Below are 15,844 nucleotides of genomic sequence, written 5' to 3'. Positions count from 1 at the left end.
CAGCCTATGGGCGGAAAGACCGCCGATCAGGTGGCAATCGGCGATCGTTTCCATGGGTCAATTCCGTCCTTCAACCGGGCCCGTACCGTCCTGCCGTACCGTCCTGCGGGGGCGGTCAGTCGGGGAGGTTGCCGTTGCCGCCCAGGTTCGCCACCATGCGGCGCAGCACGTTGATCGTGGTCACGAACTCGTCGGTGTCGATGCCCTGGTGGGCGCGTTCGCTGATCCTCAGGTTGCGTTCGCGGGCGCGCAGGCGGCCGGCCTCGCCCTCCTCGGTGAGGGTGAGGGCGCCGTCGGCGTCCTCGGTCAGCCAGCCGCGGGCGATCAGGTCGTCGTAGACGGTGTCGAAGGCGGTGTTCTGGTCGTCGTAGGGGGTGAGCCGCTCGGTCAGGGTCGTGCGGGTCCATCCGCCGGGGCGACCGGCGGCGTGGTTGAGCGTCCACCAGTGGGGCTGGGTGAGGTCTTCCACCGCCAGTTGTTCGCGCAGGCCCTCCACCACCAGGCGGCGGTAGACCTCGCCGGTCCATGCCCCGATGGGCTGGGCGGCGATGATCTGCGGTTCGTAGGTCTTGATCGTCATGTCCGGTGCTCCTTCGGCCGATCGACGATCGACTGATCGTCAGGACGCGACCGACCGTAGGACCTCAAGCCGACTTGAGGTCAAGGCGGATCGGCGGGCCGGATCCCCGGTGGTGGCCAACTCCCTTCTAGGCTGGCCGACATGAAGACCGCACCGGCGCTCGCCACCGCCCTCGCCCTGTCCGCGGCCACCGTGCTCACCGCAGCCGTCCCCGCCTCCTCGGCGCCCTTCGCCGCCCCCGCCTCCTCCGCTTCCTCGGCCTCCTCGGCCGCCCCCGCTTCCTCGGCCGGCGCCGATCAGCTGGAGCCCTACCGCCGCCAGCCGCTCGCCTGGGCCGCCTGCCAGGAGCCGCAGTTGGCCGCCGCCGGCGCCGAATGCGCCTCCCTGACCGTGCCGTTGGACTACCGCGAGCCGCGGGGCCGCACCCTGTCCCTGGCCGTCTCCCGGATCAGGTCCGCGGACCCGGCCAAGCGCCGGGGCGTCCTGCAGACCAACCCCGGCGGCCCCGGCGATCGCGGGCTGGACATGCCGGTCGCGCTGCGGGAGCAGCTGGCCCCCGGGACGGCGGCGGCCTACGACATCGTCGGCATGGACCCGCGCGGGGTCGGCGCCGGCGGCCCGGACTGCGGCCTGACCCGCGGCACGTGGCTGCGCTCGGCCGGCACCGGCCGGGCGGGCTTCGAGCAGGCCTGGCGCCTGGCCAAGGCCGACGCGGACGCCTGCTGGAACAAGTACCCCGATCTGCTGCCCCACCTGACCACCCGCAACACCGCCCGGGACGTCGACGTGCTGCGCGCGGCGCTGGGCGAGCAGCGGACCTCCTTCTTCGGGCAGTCCTACGGCGCGATGCTGGGCGCGGTGTACGCGCAGCTGTTCCCGCAGCGCGTCGACCGGCTGGTGCTGGACAGCGCCCTGGACCCGGCGCGGTACGGCATGGGGGCGTTCCAGGACATGGCCGGCGCCAACGAGCGTGCCCTGGACGACTTCGCCGCCTGGGCCGCGCCGCAGGACGGCGCCTACCACCTGGGCGCCACCCCGGCGGCGGTGCGGGCCACCGTCGAGCAGTTGGCGCGCCGGGCCGAGGCGGCGCCGATCGCCGTCGACGGCTTCCGGCTCGACGGGGCGCTGCTGCCGGTGCTGCTCGCGGTCTGCCTGAGCGACGACCGCGACGGCGCCCTGTGCGCGGACGTGCTGCGCCAGTTGCTGGACGCCGCCGACGGCCGGCCGGTCCAGGCGGGCCCGGCCCTGCACCAGCTGCTGACCGTGCTCCTCGCCCCGGGCCCGGAGGCCGGCGCCGGCCTGTCGTCCACCCTCGGCATCCTGTGCGACGACGTGGCGATGCCGCGTTCGGCCCCCTGGTACCGCGACGCCGTCGAGCGCTCCCGCGCCGCCGAACCGGTCTTCGGCCCGGTCTACAACGCCCCCGTCCCGTGCGCCGCTTGGCGCAGCGCCCCGCTGGAGCCGCCCGTCGAGGTCCGCAACGCCGTCCCAGCCCTCCAGCTCCACGCCACCGGCGACACCCACGCGACCTACCGGGGCGCCCTGGCGCTGCACTCCCGTCTGCCCGGCTCCCGCCTGGTGACCGTCCCGGGCCGCGTCCACACCCTCTACCTCAACGCCTACAGCCCGTGCGCGAACGCGGCGGTGGACGCCTACCTGTCGACGGGGGCGCTGCCGGCCGCGGACACCGCCTGCTGAGCCGGCGCCTGTTGCACAGCGGTCCCCTTCGCCCGTTCCTGGGGTTCCGCGTGGGCGGCTTCCGCCCGACCCTGCAGTCCCGGCCCCGCCATCCGGCCGTCCTGCTCCTCGGCGGCCCGGCGGTCAGTGCCCTGACCGCCGGGCTCGCCCTGCGCCGCTAACCGGCGCCCTCGCGCAGGATCGCCTCGAAGGCCGCCACCGCCGGGGCCACCCGCTGCCCGCGCCGCGTCGCCGTGTACACCTGCCGGACCGGGGTGTCGTCCGGGTGCAGGGGGACGAGGGCGATGCCGGGGCGGCTGACGCGGGCGGCGAGGGAGGGAATCAGGGTGGCGCCCAACCCGGCGGCCACCAGGCCGAGTTTGGCGGTCCAGGCGGCGACGGTGTACTCGATGCGGGGCTGGAACCCGCTGCGGACGCAGGCGGCGAGGAGGGTGGATTCGGCGTGGCGGCGGGCGGCGATCCAGGGTTCGTCGGCGAGTTCGGCCAGTCGCAGTCGGCGGCGTCCGGCGAGGCGGTGCCCGCGCGGGAGGGCGACCAGCACCGGGTCGTCCATCAGCGGGCGGAAGTCGAAGCGGTCGCCGTCGTCGGCGGGTTCGGTGTACGAGGCGACGAGGGCGAGGTCGACGGCGCCCTCGGCGAGCAGGTCCAGCAGGTGCGCCGCCAGCCCCTCGGTGAGGCCGATCTCCACGTCCGGGTGTGCGGCGCGGAAGGCGGCGAGGGCGCCGGGGACGAGGTCGGCGTTGGCGCTGTCGAAGGCGCCCACCCGCAGCCGTCCGGCGGTGAGTTCGGTGAGGGAGGTCAGGTCGCGCCGGGTGGCGTCGAGCCGTTGCAGCATCGCCTCGGCGTGCGGCAGCAGGGCACGGCCGTGCTCGGTCAGCCGTACGCCGCGCGCCAGCCGGTCGAACAGCGGCGTGCCCAACTCGCCTTCCAGGGTGGCGATCTGGCGGGAGATCGCGGACTGGGTGTAGCCCAGTCGCTCGCCGGCGGCGGTGAAGGAGCCCAGGTGGGCGACGGTGCGGAAGACGTCCAGCCAAGCCATGTCCATTGCGCATGACTACCATGCCGGACATTCGCTTGTCGCCTGGCTCGTGGCTGCCTAGCGTGGCGGCCATGAAGAAGATCGCTTTTCTGGGGCTGGGCCGGATGGGCCTGCCGATGGCCCGCCGACTCGCCGCCGCCGGTTACCCGTTGACCGTCTGGAACCGCTCCCCCGGCCGCGCCGGGGACCTGGCCGGGGCCACCGTGGCCGCCACCCCGGCCGAGGCCGTGCGCGGCGCGGACGTCGTCGTCACGATGCTGTCCGACCCGGCGGCCGTCGCCGAGGTGGCCGGGCGGTGCGCGGCGGAACTGGCCCCGGGCACCCTGTGGATCGACATGTCCTCGATCGGCCCGCGGGCCACCGCCGACCTGCGCGCCGGGCTGCCGGACGGCGTCGCCCTGGTGGACGCCCCGGTGCTGGGCAGCACGGGCCCGGCGGCCACCGGCGGCCTGACGGTCCTCGCGGGCGGCGAGGACGCCGACCTGGACCGCGCGCAGCCGGTCCTGGAGCAGCTGGGCCGGGTACGGCGCTGCGGCGGCCCGGGCTCGGGCGCGGCGCTGAAGGTGGTGGTGATCGGCGCGATCGTCGCCTGCGTCACCGCCCTGGGCGAAGTCCTGTCGGTGGCCGAGGAGTTGGGCGTGCCGCAGGAGCAGGCGCGGGAGGTGCTGTCGGCCGGGCCGCTCGCGGGGGTGGCGGCCCGGGCGTTCGGCACGGGGTCGGACTTCCCGGTCCGGCTGGCCGCCAAGGACCTCGCCCTGGCGGGCGGCGGCCCGGTGCTGGCGGCGGCCCGCGAGGTGCTGCTGGCGCACCCGGAGATCGCCGAGCAGGACCTGTCGGCGGTGCCGGGGGCGCTGCGGCGCGGCCGGTAGGGCGGCCCACCGCCCCGCGCACCGGGGCGCCGGTGCGCGGGGCGGGTGGCCCGTCAGTCGTGCGAGAAGGTGATCCGCGGCAGCACCCGGTCCAGCCAGCGCGGGGTGTGCCAGGCGGCGCGCCCGGTCAGGCGCAGCAGGACGGGCAGCAGGACGAGCCGCACCAGGGCCGCGTCGAGGAGGACGGCGGTGCCGAGCACGATGCCCATCTCCTTGGGCGGCAGCGGGCCGGACAGGGCGAAGGTGAAGAACACCGCGACCATGACGCCGGCGGCGGCGAAGACGACCCGGCCGGAGTGGGCCAGGGCGCCGGTCATGGCGGCCTTGGGGTCGCCGGTGCGTTCGTAGTGCTCCTTGGCGGAGGCGAGGAGGAAGACGGTGTAGTCCATCGCGATGGCGAAGATCATCGCGAAGAAGAACACCGGTGCCCAGCCGTCCAGGAAGCCCTGCGGGGTGAAGCCCAGCAGGCCGGCTCCGTGGCCGTCCTGGAAGACCAGGCGGGCGACGCCGAAGGCGGCTCCGGTGGACAGCAGGCTGGCGGCGGTGCCGAGGGCGGCGATCAGCGGGGCGCGCAGGGCGGCGAGCAGCAGCAGGAAGCCGAGGGCCATGACGACGCCGATGACCAGCGGGGTCTTCTCGGTGAGCAGGTGCTGCAGGTCGAGGTTCTCGACGGCGGCGCCGCCGACCATGACGTCGGCGGGCAGTTCGGCGCGCAGGGTCTGGACGGTGCCGGAGAGGTCGGGGCTGGAGGGGTCGACGGTGGGCACGGCCTGGATCATCGACCAGCCGGAGCCGTCGGCGGCCGGCTGGGCGGGCATGGCGGCGGCGATGCCGGGGGTGGCGGCGACCCGGGCGGTGACGTCGGCGGCCCGGTCGGTGGGGGTGAGGATCTGCAGGGTGCCGGGGGCGCCGGGGCCGAAGGCCTGCTGGACGGCGGTGTAGCCGGCGCGGGCGCTGGCGTCCTCGGGCAGGACGGTGATGGACGGCATCGCGGTGCGCAGACCGATGACGGGGGCGGCGAGGGCGATCAGCGCGGCGAGGGCGAGGGCGCCGTAGCGCAGCGGGTGCTTCCACAGGCGTTCGCCCCAGGCGGCGAAGCGCGGGGAGGCGGAGGTGTCGGATCGGGCGGACTTGGACCGGGGCAGGGCGAGGGCGTCGACGCGGTGGCCGAGCCGGCCGAGGACGGCGGGCAGCAGGGTGAGGGTGGCGGCGAGGACGAAGAGGACGGCGAGCATGATGCCGCCGGCCATCGAGCGGAACGCCGGGGAGGGCACGAGCATGACGGCGGAGAGGCTGATCAGGACGGTGGCGCCGGAGAGCAGGACGGCCTTGCCGGCGGTGTCCATGGTCTCGGCGACGGCGCGCACGGCGTCCGCGGCCCCGGCGGCGCCGCGCGCGGTGCGGGCCCGGCGGGCGGCGCGGAAGCGCACGACGAGGAAGAGCGCGTAGTCGATGCCCAGGGCGAGGGCGAACATCATGGCGAAGTTCATCGCCCAGACGGAGACCGGGAAGAGGTGGCTGATCAGTACCAGGGAACCGGCGGAGGCGGCGAGGCCGGCCATGGTGAGCAGCAGGGGCAGGCCGGCGGCGACGAGGGAGCCGAAGGCGAGCACCAGGATGGCGAGGGTGACCGGCCAGGACATGAACTCGGACTTCATCATGGCGTCGTGGTTGGCCTTGTTGAAGTCGCTCCACAGGACGGAGGCGCCGGTGGCGTGGACGCTGACGCCGTCGGTGGACAGGGCGCCCAGCGGTTCCTTGAGGTCGTCGGCGGCGCGGACCATGTCGTCGGGCGAGGCCTTGGCGCCGGCGAGCAGGACGGCGGTGCGGCCGTCGGGGCTGATGGTGGCGCCGGGCTGGGGGGCGATGACGGTGGAGACCCGGGGGTCGGCGGCGGCGAGGGCGCCGGCCGCGGTGATCACCTGCTGGACGGCCGGGTCGGTGACGGGGCGGTCGGCGGCCACGACGATCTGGATCGCGGAGGAGGCGTTGCCGGCGAAGTGCCGCTCGGCGAGTTCGCGGACCTGGACGGACTGGGAGCCGTTGGCCTGCCAGCCGGCGCCGGACAGTGCGGTGGTGACCTTGGGGGCGAAGGCGCCGAGGCCGATGACGACGATCAGCCAGCCGACCAGGACGGCCTTGAAGTGCCGGGTGGACCAGACGCCGAGGCGGCCGAGCGGCCCGGGTCGGCCGCCCTCGGGGGCGCCGCCGCTCGCGGGGGCGTCGGGGGGCGGGGCGTCGGGCCGTACGGCTTCGGCGGGGCGGTTCACGGGGGCTCCGTTCTCGGGTGTCCGGGGTACGGACGCCCGAAAAAATACGGGTGGGGGTATCTCGACCTGCGACAACAGCACCCATCCCGCGATTCATTCCCCCACCGGCCGGCCACCGCCCGCCGGCCCCGCCCGGTGCCGCCAGGGGGCCGCCGGTCGGCCCGGTCGGCCCGCTAGCCGATCACCGCGTCCACCTCGACCTCCACCAGCCACCGCTCGTCGATGAACCGCGACACCTCCACGAAGGTGGTGACCGGGCGGATCTGCGCGAAGCGCTCGCCGTGGGCGCGCGCCGCCTCCCGCCACTGGCTCATGTCGGTGAGCATGATGCGGGTCCGCACGACGTCCGCGAGCGTGGCGCCCGTCTCCCGCAGGGCGGCCTCGGCGATGTCCAGGCAGCGGACGGTCTGGGCGTGGACGTCGCCCTGGCCGACCGGCGCACCGTCCTCGCCGATCGGGGCGGTGCCCGCGACCGCGACGTAATCGCCCTTGCGCACGGCCCGGGAGAAACCGATCCGCGGTTCGAGGGGCGAGCCGGAACTGACTGTCTGTCGAGTGCTCTCCATCGCCCCATCGTGCCGCACCGGGGTGCGCGCCGGGCCGTTCGTCTGCGCGAACGCCCCCGCGCGCCGCCCGGCCCCCGAGGCGCCCCGTCGTCCGGGCGGGCGGATCAATTCCCTTGCGCCGCGACATGATCGACGTAGGCTGACGGACCATGGCATGCCGCATCAGTGAACTGGTCATCGAAACCGCCGACCCCGAGCGGCTCGCCGCGTTCTGGAGCGAGGTCCTCGGCTACGTCGAAGTCGGCCGCGAGGGCGGCGGCACCATCGAGATCGGGCCGCCCGGCACCGGCTTCGGCGGCCCGCAGCCCACCCTCTTCTTCCTCCCCAACAGCGAGCCGCGGCCCGGCAAGCTCCGGCTGCACATCGACGTCAACCCCACCGACCGAGACCAGGACGCCGAGCTGGAGCGGCTGCTCGCGCTCGGCGCCGTACCGGTCGACGTCGGCCAGCCCGCCGACGCCGCCTGGCACGTCCTGGCCGACCCGGAGGGCAACGAGTTCTGCCTCCTGCGCACCCGGCTCCAGCCCGTCTGACCCGCCCCAGGCCGCCCCAGGCCGCACAGGCCGAGGGCCGGCCGGCCGCTACCTCGTGCGCGGCTGGTTGAAGCGCAGCATGTTGCCCGACGGGTCGCGGAAGGCGCAGTCGCGCACCCCGTAGGGCTGGTCCATCGGCTCCTGGAGGACCTCGGCGCCGGCCGCCCGCAGCCGCTCGAAGGTGGCGTCGCAGTCGTCGGTGCGGAAGATGACACCGCGCAGCAGGCCCTTGGCGAGGAGTTCGGCGGCGGCCAGGCGGTCGTTCTCGGAGGCGTGCGGGTCGGCCAGCGGGGGCTCCAGGACGATCTCCACGCCGGGCTGGTCGGGCGAGCCGACGGTGACCCAGCGCATGCCCTCGAAGCCGACGTCGTTGCGCACCTCGAAGCCGAGGACGTCGCGGTAGAAGGAGAGCGCCCGGTCGTGGTCGTCGACGGCGATGAAGCACTGCGCGAGTTCGATGCTCATGCGCGTCACGCTACGGGAGCGCCGGGGCCGCCGTCCCGCCGGGCGCCCTCGGCGTCCTCGGCACCCTTGACCCCCTTCGTCCCCTTGGCCCCCGTGGCCTCCTCGACCTCCTTCGCCCCCTTGGCGCCCTTGGCCTCCGCGCGGCGCACCGGGCGGGTGCGGACCTTGGCGACGCAGGCCGGGATCGCCGCGCCCGGCTCGTGGTCGCCGGCCCGGTAGGCGCTGGGGCTCTGCCCGACCAGCTCGGTGAAGCGGGTGCTGAAGGAGCCCAGCGAGGTGCAGCCCACCGCCATGCACACCTCGGTCACGCTCAGGTCCCCGCGCCGCAGCAGCGCCTTGGCCCGCTCGATCCGTCGGGTCATGAGGTAGCTGTACGGGGTCTCGCCGTAGGCGCTGCGGAAGCTGCGCGAGAAGTGGCCGGAGGACATCAGCGCGGTACGGGCCAGCGCCGGCACGTCCAGCGGCTGCGCGTACTCGCGGTCCATCCGGTCCCGGGCCCGGCGCAGCCGCACCAGGTCGTCGATCGGCACCCGGCCCGCCGGGGTCGCACGGGAGGACGGCGGCACAGGCGGGGGCGGCGGCACAGGCGGGGGCGCCGACGGGGGCGGGGGCGTGGACGGGGAGGACACACCGGCCACCGTACCGAGCGCCGCCGACAGTCGCCGTCCCCCGCCCGGCGCAGCCCGCTCGCGCCTGCCCCGCCGCGCCGACCACCCTGGAGGGACGGCCGGGCGGCGGAGAGGACGGCAGGGGTGGACCGCAAGGATCAACAGCCCGCCGCCCCGCGTGCCCCCGCCAACCGGACGGTGGTGCTCGGCGTGCTGGCCGCCACCGCCGCCGTGCTGCTGGTCCAGGCGGCCAGCGGCACCAGCTCCCGCCTGGTGCTGCTGCTGGTGTTCCTGCCTGCGCTGATGGCGGGTCTGGGCACCATCGCCCAGACGGTGGCCGTCTCGGTGTGGGTGACCGCCGTGGTCGTGCTCCACTCGCTGGTGGTCCCGCCCGGCGACCTGCCGGCCCGGCTGGGCACCCTGGTGGGCGTGGTCGCCGCCGAGGCTGCCGTGATCGGCCTGTGCGCGCGGCGGGTGCGGCGCGAGCGGCAGCTGTCGCGGATGCGGCAGAGCGCCGTCGCCCTCCAGCGCCAGCTGCTGCGCCCGCTGCCCGTCACCACCTCGGACGTGCGCCTGGACGGGCTGTACCGGCCGGTGGAGGAGGACGCCATGGTCGGCGGCGACCTGTACGACGTCGCCGAGACCCCGCACGGCACCCGGGTGCTGGTCGGCGACGTCCAGGGCAAGGGCCTGCCCGCGATCGGGACGGGCTTCGCGGTGCTGAGCGCCTTCCGGGAGGCGGCCTTCCGCGAGGCGCGGCTGCCCGCCGTCGCCGACGCCCTGGAGGCGGCGGTGGAGCGGCACAACGCGTACGCGGTGCAGAGCGGCGAGCAGGAGCGGTTCGTCACCGCCACCGTGCTGTGCGTCGGCAGCCCGGACGGGAACGGGAACGGGAACGCGGACGGGACCGGGTCCCGGGCCCGGGACGGCTCCGCCACCGAGGTACGGGCCGTCAACTGCGGCCACCTCTCCCCCTACCTGCTGCACCCCGACGGCCGCGTGGAGCCCGTCCCCCTGGACGCCGGCATCCCGCTCGGCCTCGCCGCCCTGGCCGCCCCCGGCGAGCCGCGCCCCGTACGGCGCTTCGCGCTGCCCGGGGACGGGGTGCTGGTCCTGCTCACCGACGGCATCACCGAGGCCCAGGACAACTCCGGCACGTTCTACCCGGTCGAACAGGGCCTGGCCGACCTCGCCGCCACCCCCGCCGACGCCCTGCCCGAGGCCCTCGACCGGCGGGCCCGGCGCTGGAGCGGCGGCCACAGCCGCGACGACGTCACCGTCCTCGCCCTGCGCCCCGCCCCGTAGCCGACGGACCCGCGGCCCCGCCCCGTAGCCGACGGACCCGCAGCCCGGGCCCGTCGGAGCGGTACGGACCCGCACGGGGCGCATGAGGCCGTACGGGGGTCGCGTGCGGATCGCACGGGGTCGTACGGGCCCGTCCGTGGGGCCGTCCGACCCTTGACCCCCGGCTGCGGGCTCGACCTGCGGCGATCTAGGGTGCAGACATGATCCCCACACCGATATCCGCGCCCGAGCCCGGCCCGCTCGACGGCCCCACGGACGACTTCCTGACCGACCCCGCCCAGGCGCTGCGGGTGATGATGCAGGGCAACGCCCGGTTCGTCGCGGGCAACCCCGAGCACCCCAACCAGGACGCCGGGCGCCGCGCGGCGCTCGCCCCGGCGCAGCGGCCCTTCGCGGTGCTGTTCGGCTGTTCGGACTCCCGGCTGGCCGCCGAGATCATCTTCGACCAGGGCCTGGGCGACCTGTTCGTGGTGCGCACCGCCGGGCACGTCACCGGTGCGGAGGCGCTGGGCAGCATCGAGTACGGGGTGAGCGTGCTGGACTGCCCGCTGGTGGTGGTGCTGGGCCACGACTCCTGCGGTGCGGTGGCGGCGGCGCTCGAATCCCTGGAGCAGGGGCAGCTGCCGGGCGGTTTCGTCCGGGACGTGGTGGAGCGGGTGACCCCGAGCGTGCTGTCCGCGAAGGCAGCGGGCATCGAGGACAGCGACGGGATCGTGGACGAGCACATCCGCCAGACCGTGGACCTGCTGGTGGAGCGCTCGCAGGCGCTGGCCGCGAAGGTCGCCGGGGGGAAGGTGTCCGTGGTGGGCCTGTCCTACCGGCTGCGCGACGGCCGGGCCCGGCTGGTCGCCGCCCGGGGGCCGGTGGGCTGACGGAGCGCCCGCCGCGGCGGGCCGTGCCGTCCTCGGGAGCCGCAGGACCTGCGGGAGCTGCGGGACCTGCGGAAACGCGATGTCCGATCACCGCCAGCGCCCCCGGCCGGGCCGGGGCAGAGTCGGTGACCGCAACGATTCCCCATCCCGAGGACGGCAGTTCCCGTGCACAAGGTCATCGATCTCAAGGTTCTCTACTTCGGCACCCCGGTGGTGCTGATCGGATCCCGCAACGAGGACGGCAGCGCCAACCTCATGCCGATGTCCTCGGCGTGGTGGCTGGGGCAGTCCTGCGTGCTGGGCCTGGGCGACAGCTCCCAGACCGCCGCCAACCTGCGGCGCGAGGGCGAGTGCGTGCTCAACCTGCCCTCCTCCTCGCAGGTGGACGCCGTGGACGCCCTCGCGCTGCTGACCGCCGCCCCGCGGATCGCCGAGTACCGGCTCAAGCAGGGCTACCGCCACGAGCGGCGGAAGTTCGCCGCCGCCGGTATGACCGAGCTGCCCGGCGAGCTGGTGCGGGCGCCGCGCGCGGCCGAGTGCCCGGTGCAGCTGGAGTGCCGGGTGGAGTCGGCGACGGCGCTGACCGGCGGCGGGCGCACCGCCTTCGAGGTGTCGGTGGTGCGCGCCCACGTCGAGGAGAGCCTGCTGGTGCCCGGCAGCGACCACTACGTCGACCCGGTCGGCTGGGACCCGCTGATCATGAAGTTCTGCGAGTTCTTCGGCGACGGGCGGCGCCTGTCCCCGTCCCGCCTCGCCGAGGGCTGGCAGATGCCCGGGCGGCTGCCCGCCGCCGTGTGACGGGACGTCCGCTCAGCCCTCGGGCCGCCGGCTCACGGCCGCACTCCCCCGCTCACGGCGCGACGGTCGCCCCGCAGGAGTCGCACACCCGCGTCGCGGGCAGTTCCAGGAAGCAGGTCGGGCAGATCGCCGGCGGGCGCGGCGGGGCGGCGACGGCGGCCTTGCGCTCCACCGAGGCGCGCAGGCGCGGGGCCAGGGCGGGGGTGCCGCCGTCGGCGGGCAGGTCGGCGCCGAAGTGCCGGTAGCAGGCCAGGCGGGCGGCGGCCGCGTGCTGCTCGCGGTCCATCTCCGCGGCCACCGGCGGCTGTCCGGCCACCGCCAGCACCTCCTGGTAGCCGGGGCCGACCCGGCCGTCCGTGGCGTGCACCACCAGGGCCGTCAGCGGCGGGTCGCCGCGCCGGTGCGCCTCGCGGATCACCAGGGACAGCACCTTGCCGATCCAGTGCCGCTGGTTGACCCGGGTGCGTACCCCGGAGGCCTCCTGCACCGCCTCGGCCAGGTCCGCGTAGCTGATCACCGCGTGGTAGCGGCGCGCCACCTCCACCAGGGCGGGGTAGGCCGCCCTGGTCCACACGATGTGCGCCTGGGTGGCGCCGACCGCCGCGCCGTCCGACACCCGCCAGTAGCTGTGCTGCTCCGTCATCCGCCCGCCCCTGTCCGTCTTGTCCGTGTCTGTCCTCCGCAGTCCCCCGCCGCAGCGAGGCTACCCCGCCCCGGAACGGCACCCTCGGGCGGGGCCTCGCCTCGGACGGGGCTTGACTTCAAGTCCTGTTGAAGTCGTGGAATGGGTGCCGACCGCAGCCGTACGGGCAACCCCGCGGTCGATGCCCCGCCCGTACGGACCCGTACCGGGGCCGGGGCCGCCGTCTTCCCGATCGTGCCGACGGCGGCCCCGGTCCCGGGTCCTCCCGCCCCCCGTCCTCCCGTCCCCCGTCCACGCTGCGGCTGTGAGCCGGATCACGGTTGAGGTTGACCTCGGGTCAGGGTGCAGGCTCCCCTCATCGGGCCCGACGACCACGCGGGCCCCACGGATACGAGGGGGCAGCATGTCCACCACCCACCGCTCCACCCGCCACGTCGGCCACCACCTCGGCCACGGTCCGGACCGCCCGGAGCTGCGGCGGGCGGTCGAGGAGATCGCCGCATCCGGCTTCCTCGGGGTGCAGGTGCGGGTGAACGACGCGCACGGCGAGTGGGTCGGCAGCACCGGGGCCCGCGAGCTGGGCCGCGACGGCAGGCCGCCGGCCGACGGGCACTTCCGCGTCGGCAGCGTCACCAAGAGCTTCGTCGCGACCTCGGTGCTCCTGCTGGTCGCCGAGGGGCGGCTGGCCCTGGACGACCCGGCCGGCGACCACCTGCCCGGGTTCGGGCTGGACCGGCGGATCACGGTGCGGATGCTGCTGCAGCACACCAGCGGGATCTTCAACCACACCGGCGAGCTGACCGAGGACGGGACGTTCGTGCCGGGCGTCCCGTGGCGGGGCAAGGAGTGGGTGGACGCCCGCTTCCGCACGTACCCGCCCGAGGAACTGGTGCGGCTGTCGCTGTCCCGGCCGGCGCGGTTCGCGCCGGGGGCGGGCTGGAGCTACTCCAACACCAACTACGTGCTGGCCCGGCTGGTGGTCGAGCGGGTCGGCGGCCGCCCCTTCGCCGAGGAGCTGCGGCGGCTGGTCCTGGATCCGCTGGGGCTGACCGGCACGGTGGCGCCGGGCGCCTCGCCGGAGGTCCCCGCGCCGCACGCCCGCAGCTACTACCGCTACGAGGACGCCGGACGGGAGCGGACGCTCGACGTCACCCGCCACGACCCGTCCTGGGTCGCGGCCGGCGGCGACATGATCTCCACCACCCGGGACCTGCACACCTACGTCTCCGCGCTGCTCGGCGGCAGGCTCTTGCCGCCCGGCCTGCTGGCCGAGATGCGCACGCCGGAGGCGACGGTCGGCTACGGACTGGGGCTGTTCGCCCAGGAGAGGGAGGGCGGCACCGTCTTCCACCACAACGGCGCCACCATCGGCTCCGCGGCGCTGATGTACGGCTCGCCGGACGGCGGCACGACCCTCACCGCCGGGCTGAACTACGTGGACGACGCCGACGTGTCCATCGCGGCGGCGTTCCAGGACGCCCAGCGGCGGCTCGTCGACGAGGTGTTCGGCACCGGGCCCGGCCCCGCGGCATCCGGTCGTACGGCATCCGGTCGTACGGCAGGCTGAACGAATGACGAACGGATTCGACGGAGTCACGATCGGGCAGGCGGCGGCGTACGTCGGCGTCACGGTGAAGACGGTGCGGCACTACCACCGGCAGGGGCTGGTCGACGAGCCGCAGCGCGACGCCTCCGGCTACCGGCGGTACGGGTCGGCCGAGTTGCTGCGGCTGGTGCAGGTCCGGACGCTGGCCGCCGCCGGGGTGCCGCTGGCGGAGATCGGGCCGCTGCTCGGCGCCGACGGCGAGCGGTTCACCGCCGCCCTCGCCGACGTGGAGCGGCGGCTGGACGAGCGGATCGCGGAACTGACCGCGCGCCGCGACACCCTGCACCGGCTCGCCGACGGCGACCGGGCCCTGCTGCCCGACCGCGCCTGCGCGGCCCTGGAGCGGATGCCCGGGCTCGGCTTCGGCCCCGACTACGTGGCGGCGCAGCGCGAGGCCCTGGTGCTGGCGCGGGCCCTGGTGCCGGAGGGCTTCGACGGCTTCCTGGCCCAGCTCGAACACCGCCTGGACGACCCGGAGTTCGTCGATCTGGCCAGACGCGGCCAGGAGGCCGAGGCCTGGGCGCCGGACGATCCGAGGATCGAGGAGCTCGCCGCCGCCATGGCCGACCGCTGCCTCGCCAACCCCGCGCTCCTGGGGGATCCCGACAGCCTGCGGGCCTGGGCCAGGGCCTCCGTCCAGTACCGCCTGATCGACCGCCACCGCGACGACGAGGCCCCGGTCTCGGCCCGGCTGACCGCCCTCACCGAGGCCAGGCTGCGCGCCGCCGGCGTCCCGGCCCCGCACCGGTAGCGGCCCCGGCCGGGCGCGCACGGGAAGTCGGCCCGCCCGACTTCCCACGTACCGGCGCGACCGGCGGCGCCCGACACCCGGACGGCGAACCCGCACCCCGAACGCACGAGAAGTCGGCCCCGCCGACTTCCTGCGCCGCTCGGCCGGGCCCGGCTGGCGTCCCGGGCGTCCCGGGTGCCCCGGGCGGGGCTGCGGTGGGACGGTGATCAGCCGCTGGAAGTGGGCGAGTTCGGCGGGTTCGCCCTCGGCCTCGATCCAGGCGAGGGGGCGGTGCGCACGCCCGTGCGCCAGGTCGGCCAGGTGCCCGGATCCGGCACAACAGGGCTGCGGCAATGGCGCGTTGGAGGCAGCCCCGGCCGGGCGCAGCGCATGCTGAGCGCGACCACGGCCTGTCGGGCGGCGAGGGCCTCGGCCCGGCGGGCGCGGGACGGGGCCGGTTTCGGCCGGCCGTGGGCGAAGTGGTGCCGACCCGTTGGGTGCCGGGCGGGGCTTCGCCTATGTTCGGCCCATGGTGGACGCATGCTTCGGGCACCCGCGGCTGGCCGCGGTCTACGACCCGCTCGACCCGGACCGCGGTGATCTCGACCCCTACCTGGGGATGGTGCGGGAGTTCGGGGCGCGCCGGGTGCTGGACATCGGCTGCGGCACGGGGGTGTTCGCGCTGCTGCTGGCCGGGCGCGGGGTCGAGGTGGTCGGCGTGGATCCCGCGCCGGCGTCCGTGGAGGTCGCGCGGGCCAAGCCGGGCGGCGGGCGGGTGCGGTGGATCCACGGTGACGCCACGCGGCTGCCGCCGCTGCGGGTCGATCTGGCGACGATGACGGCGAACGTCGCCCAGGCCGTCGTCGGTCCGCGGGACTGGCAGGGGACGCTGCGGGGGGCCTTCGGGGCGCTGCGGCCCGGCGGGCGGCTGGTCTTCGAGACCCGTGACCCGGCCGCGCGCGCCTGGCAGGAGTGGACCCGTGGGCGTTCCCACCGGGTGACGGACGTCCCGGGGGCCGGCTCCGTCGAGAGCTGGGTCGACCTGACCGGGGTGCACTGGCCCCTGGTGTCGTTCCGGTGGACGTACGTGTTCGCCGCGGACGGGCAGGTGCTGACCTCGGATTCGACGCTGCGTTTCCGGGAGCGGGAGGAGGTCGAGCGGGATCTGGCCGCCCACGGCTTCGTGGTGGAGGAGGTCCGCGACGCGCCCGACCGGCCGGGCCGGGAGTTCGTCTTCGTGGCCCGGCGCCCGTGACCCCCGT

The 15,844-nt window shown here is 75.5% G+C and carries 16 protein-coding genes; 9 read left to right on the top strand and 7 right to left on the bottom strand.

Translation table 11 applies throughout. The features are described 5' to 3' along the window. Positions 1-115: 115 nt before the first annotated feature. Positions 116-580, bottom strand: coding sequence for a MarR family transcriptional regulator (locus ACFVUY_RS30080; RefSeq protein WP_387735200.1), 465 nt, complete (start codon positions 578-580; stop codon positions 116-118). 141 nt (positions 581-721) lie between these two features. Between ACFVUY_RS30080 and ACFVUY_RS30075 the strand changes: the two genes are divergently transcribed. Next, positions 722-2,278 carry an alpha/beta hydrolase gene (locus tag ACFVUY_RS30075; protein WP_387735197.1) on the top strand — a complete coding sequence of 519 codons (1,557 nt, stop codon included), beginning with the start codon at positions 722-724 and terminating at the stop codon, positions 2,276-2,278. 157 nt (positions 2,279-2,435) lie between these two features. Here ACFVUY_RS30075 and ACFVUY_RS30070 read toward each other — a convergent pair whose 3' ends face one another. Continuing rightward, positions 2,436-3,323, bottom strand: a complete 888-nt coding sequence (locus tag ACFVUY_RS30070) for a LysR family transcriptional regulator (RefSeq protein ID WP_387735194.1) — start codon at positions 3,321-3,323, stop codon at positions 2,436-2,438. Between the two features lie 65 nt (positions 3,324-3,388). Here ACFVUY_RS30070 and ACFVUY_RS30065 point away from each other — a divergent pair, with 65 nt between their 5' ends. Next, positions 3,389-4,186 carry an NAD(P)-dependent oxidoreductase gene (locus ACFVUY_RS30065; RefSeq protein ID WP_387735192.1) on the top strand — a complete coding sequence of 266 codons (798 nt, stop codon included), beginning with the start codon at positions 3,389-3,391 and terminating at the stop codon, positions 4,184-4,186. Between the two features lie 53 nt (positions 4,187-4,239). On the opposite strand, the gene ACFVUY_RS30060 is transcribed toward ACFVUY_RS30065, so the two are convergent. Further along, entirely contained in the window at positions 4,240-6,456 is a 2,217-nt protein-coding gene (locus ACFVUY_RS30060; protein ID WP_387735189.1) for an MMPL family transporter, read from the bottom strand. A 173-nt stretch (positions 6,457-6,629) separates the two neighbouring features. Continuing rightward, positions 6,630-7,022: a RidA family protein gene (locus tag ACFVUY_RS30055; protein WP_380633774.1), complete on the bottom strand. Its 393-nt coding sequence runs from the start codon at positions 7,020-7,022 to the stop codon at positions 6,630-6,632. A 149-nt stretch (positions 7,023-7,171) separates the two neighbouring features. Here ACFVUY_RS30055 and ACFVUY_RS30050 point away from each other — a divergent pair, with 149 nt between their 5' ends. Beyond that, entirely contained in the window at positions 7,172-7,555 is a 384-nt protein-coding gene (locus ACFVUY_RS30050; protein ID WP_387690465.1) for a VOC family protein, read from the top strand. A gap of 48 nt (positions 7,556-7,603) precedes the next feature. On the opposite strand, the gene ACFVUY_RS30045 is transcribed toward ACFVUY_RS30050, so the two are convergent. Next, positions 7,604-8,020, bottom strand: coding sequence for a VOC family protein (locus ACFVUY_RS30045; protein ID WP_387690467.1), 417 nt, complete (start codon positions 8,018-8,020; stop codon positions 7,604-7,606). A 5-nt stretch (positions 8,021-8,025) separates the two neighbouring features. Then, entirely contained in the window at positions 8,026-8,550 is a 525-nt protein-coding gene (locus tag ACFVUY_RS30040; RefSeq protein ID WP_387735187.1) for a helix-turn-helix transcriptional regulator, read from the bottom strand. 222 nt (positions 8,551-8,772) lie between these two features. Between ACFVUY_RS30040 and ACFVUY_RS30035 the strand changes: the two genes are divergently transcribed. The 3 genes from ACFVUY_RS30035 (at position 8,773) to ACFVUY_RS30025 (ending at position 11,603) form a co-directional block, all read left to right on the top strand. Further along, entirely contained in the window at positions 8,773-9,933 is a 1,161-nt protein-coding gene (locus ACFVUY_RS30035) for a PP2C family protein-serine/threonine phosphatase (RefSeq protein WP_387735185.1), read from the top strand. A gap of 293 nt (positions 9,934-10,226) precedes the next feature. Beyond that, a complete protein-coding gene (locus ACFVUY_RS30030; protein ID WP_387690730.1) occupies positions 10,227-10,805 on the top strand; it encodes a carbonic anhydrase in 579 nt (192 codons plus the stop codon). 165 nt (positions 10,806-10,970) lie between these two features. After that, positions 10,971-11,603 (top strand): flavin reductase family protein, encoded by a 633-nt coding sequence (locus tag ACFVUY_RS30025; protein WP_387735183.1) that lies wholly within the window; start codon positions 10,971-10,973, stop codon positions 11,601-11,603. Between the two features lie 52 nt (positions 11,604-11,655). Here the strand turns inward: ACFVUY_RS30025 and ACFVUY_RS30020 are convergent, their stop codons facing one another. Then, entirely contained in the window at positions 11,656-12,246 is a 591-nt protein-coding gene (locus ACFVUY_RS30020; RefSeq protein ID WP_359906603.1) for a hypothetical protein, read from the bottom strand. Positions 12,247-12,649: 403 nt separating this feature from the next. Here ACFVUY_RS30020 and ACFVUY_RS30015 point away from each other — a divergent pair, with 403 nt between their 5' ends. The 3 genes from ACFVUY_RS30015 (at position 12,650) to ACFVUY_RS30005 (ending at position 15,837) form a co-directional block, all read left to right on the top strand. Next, complete coding sequence (locus ACFVUY_RS30015; RefSeq protein ID WP_387735181.1) at positions 12,650-13,813, top strand: serine hydrolase domain-containing protein; 1,164 nt, start codon at positions 12,650-12,652, stop codon at positions 13,811-13,813. Between the two features lie 4 nt (positions 13,814-13,817). Further along, positions 13,818-14,603, top strand: coding sequence for a MerR family transcriptional regulator (locus ACFVUY_RS30010; RefSeq protein WP_387735179.1), 786 nt, complete (start codon positions 13,818-13,820; stop codon positions 14,601-14,603). 508 nt (positions 14,604-15,111) lie between these two features. Next, positions 15,112-15,837, top strand: a complete 726-nt coding sequence (locus ACFVUY_RS30005; protein WP_387735176.1) for a class I SAM-dependent methyltransferase — start codon at positions 15,112-15,114, stop codon at positions 15,835-15,837. The last annotated feature ends 7 nt before the right edge of the window (positions 15,838-15,844 follow it).

It is taken from the genome of Kitasatospora sp. NPDC058063 (genome assembly GCF_042885395.1).
Lineage (GTDB): Bacteria > Actinomycetota > Actinomycetes > Streptomycetales > Streptomycetaceae > Kitasatospora > Kitasatospora lactacystinica.
This window is presented reverse-complemented; position numbering and strand designations above follow the sequence as displayed.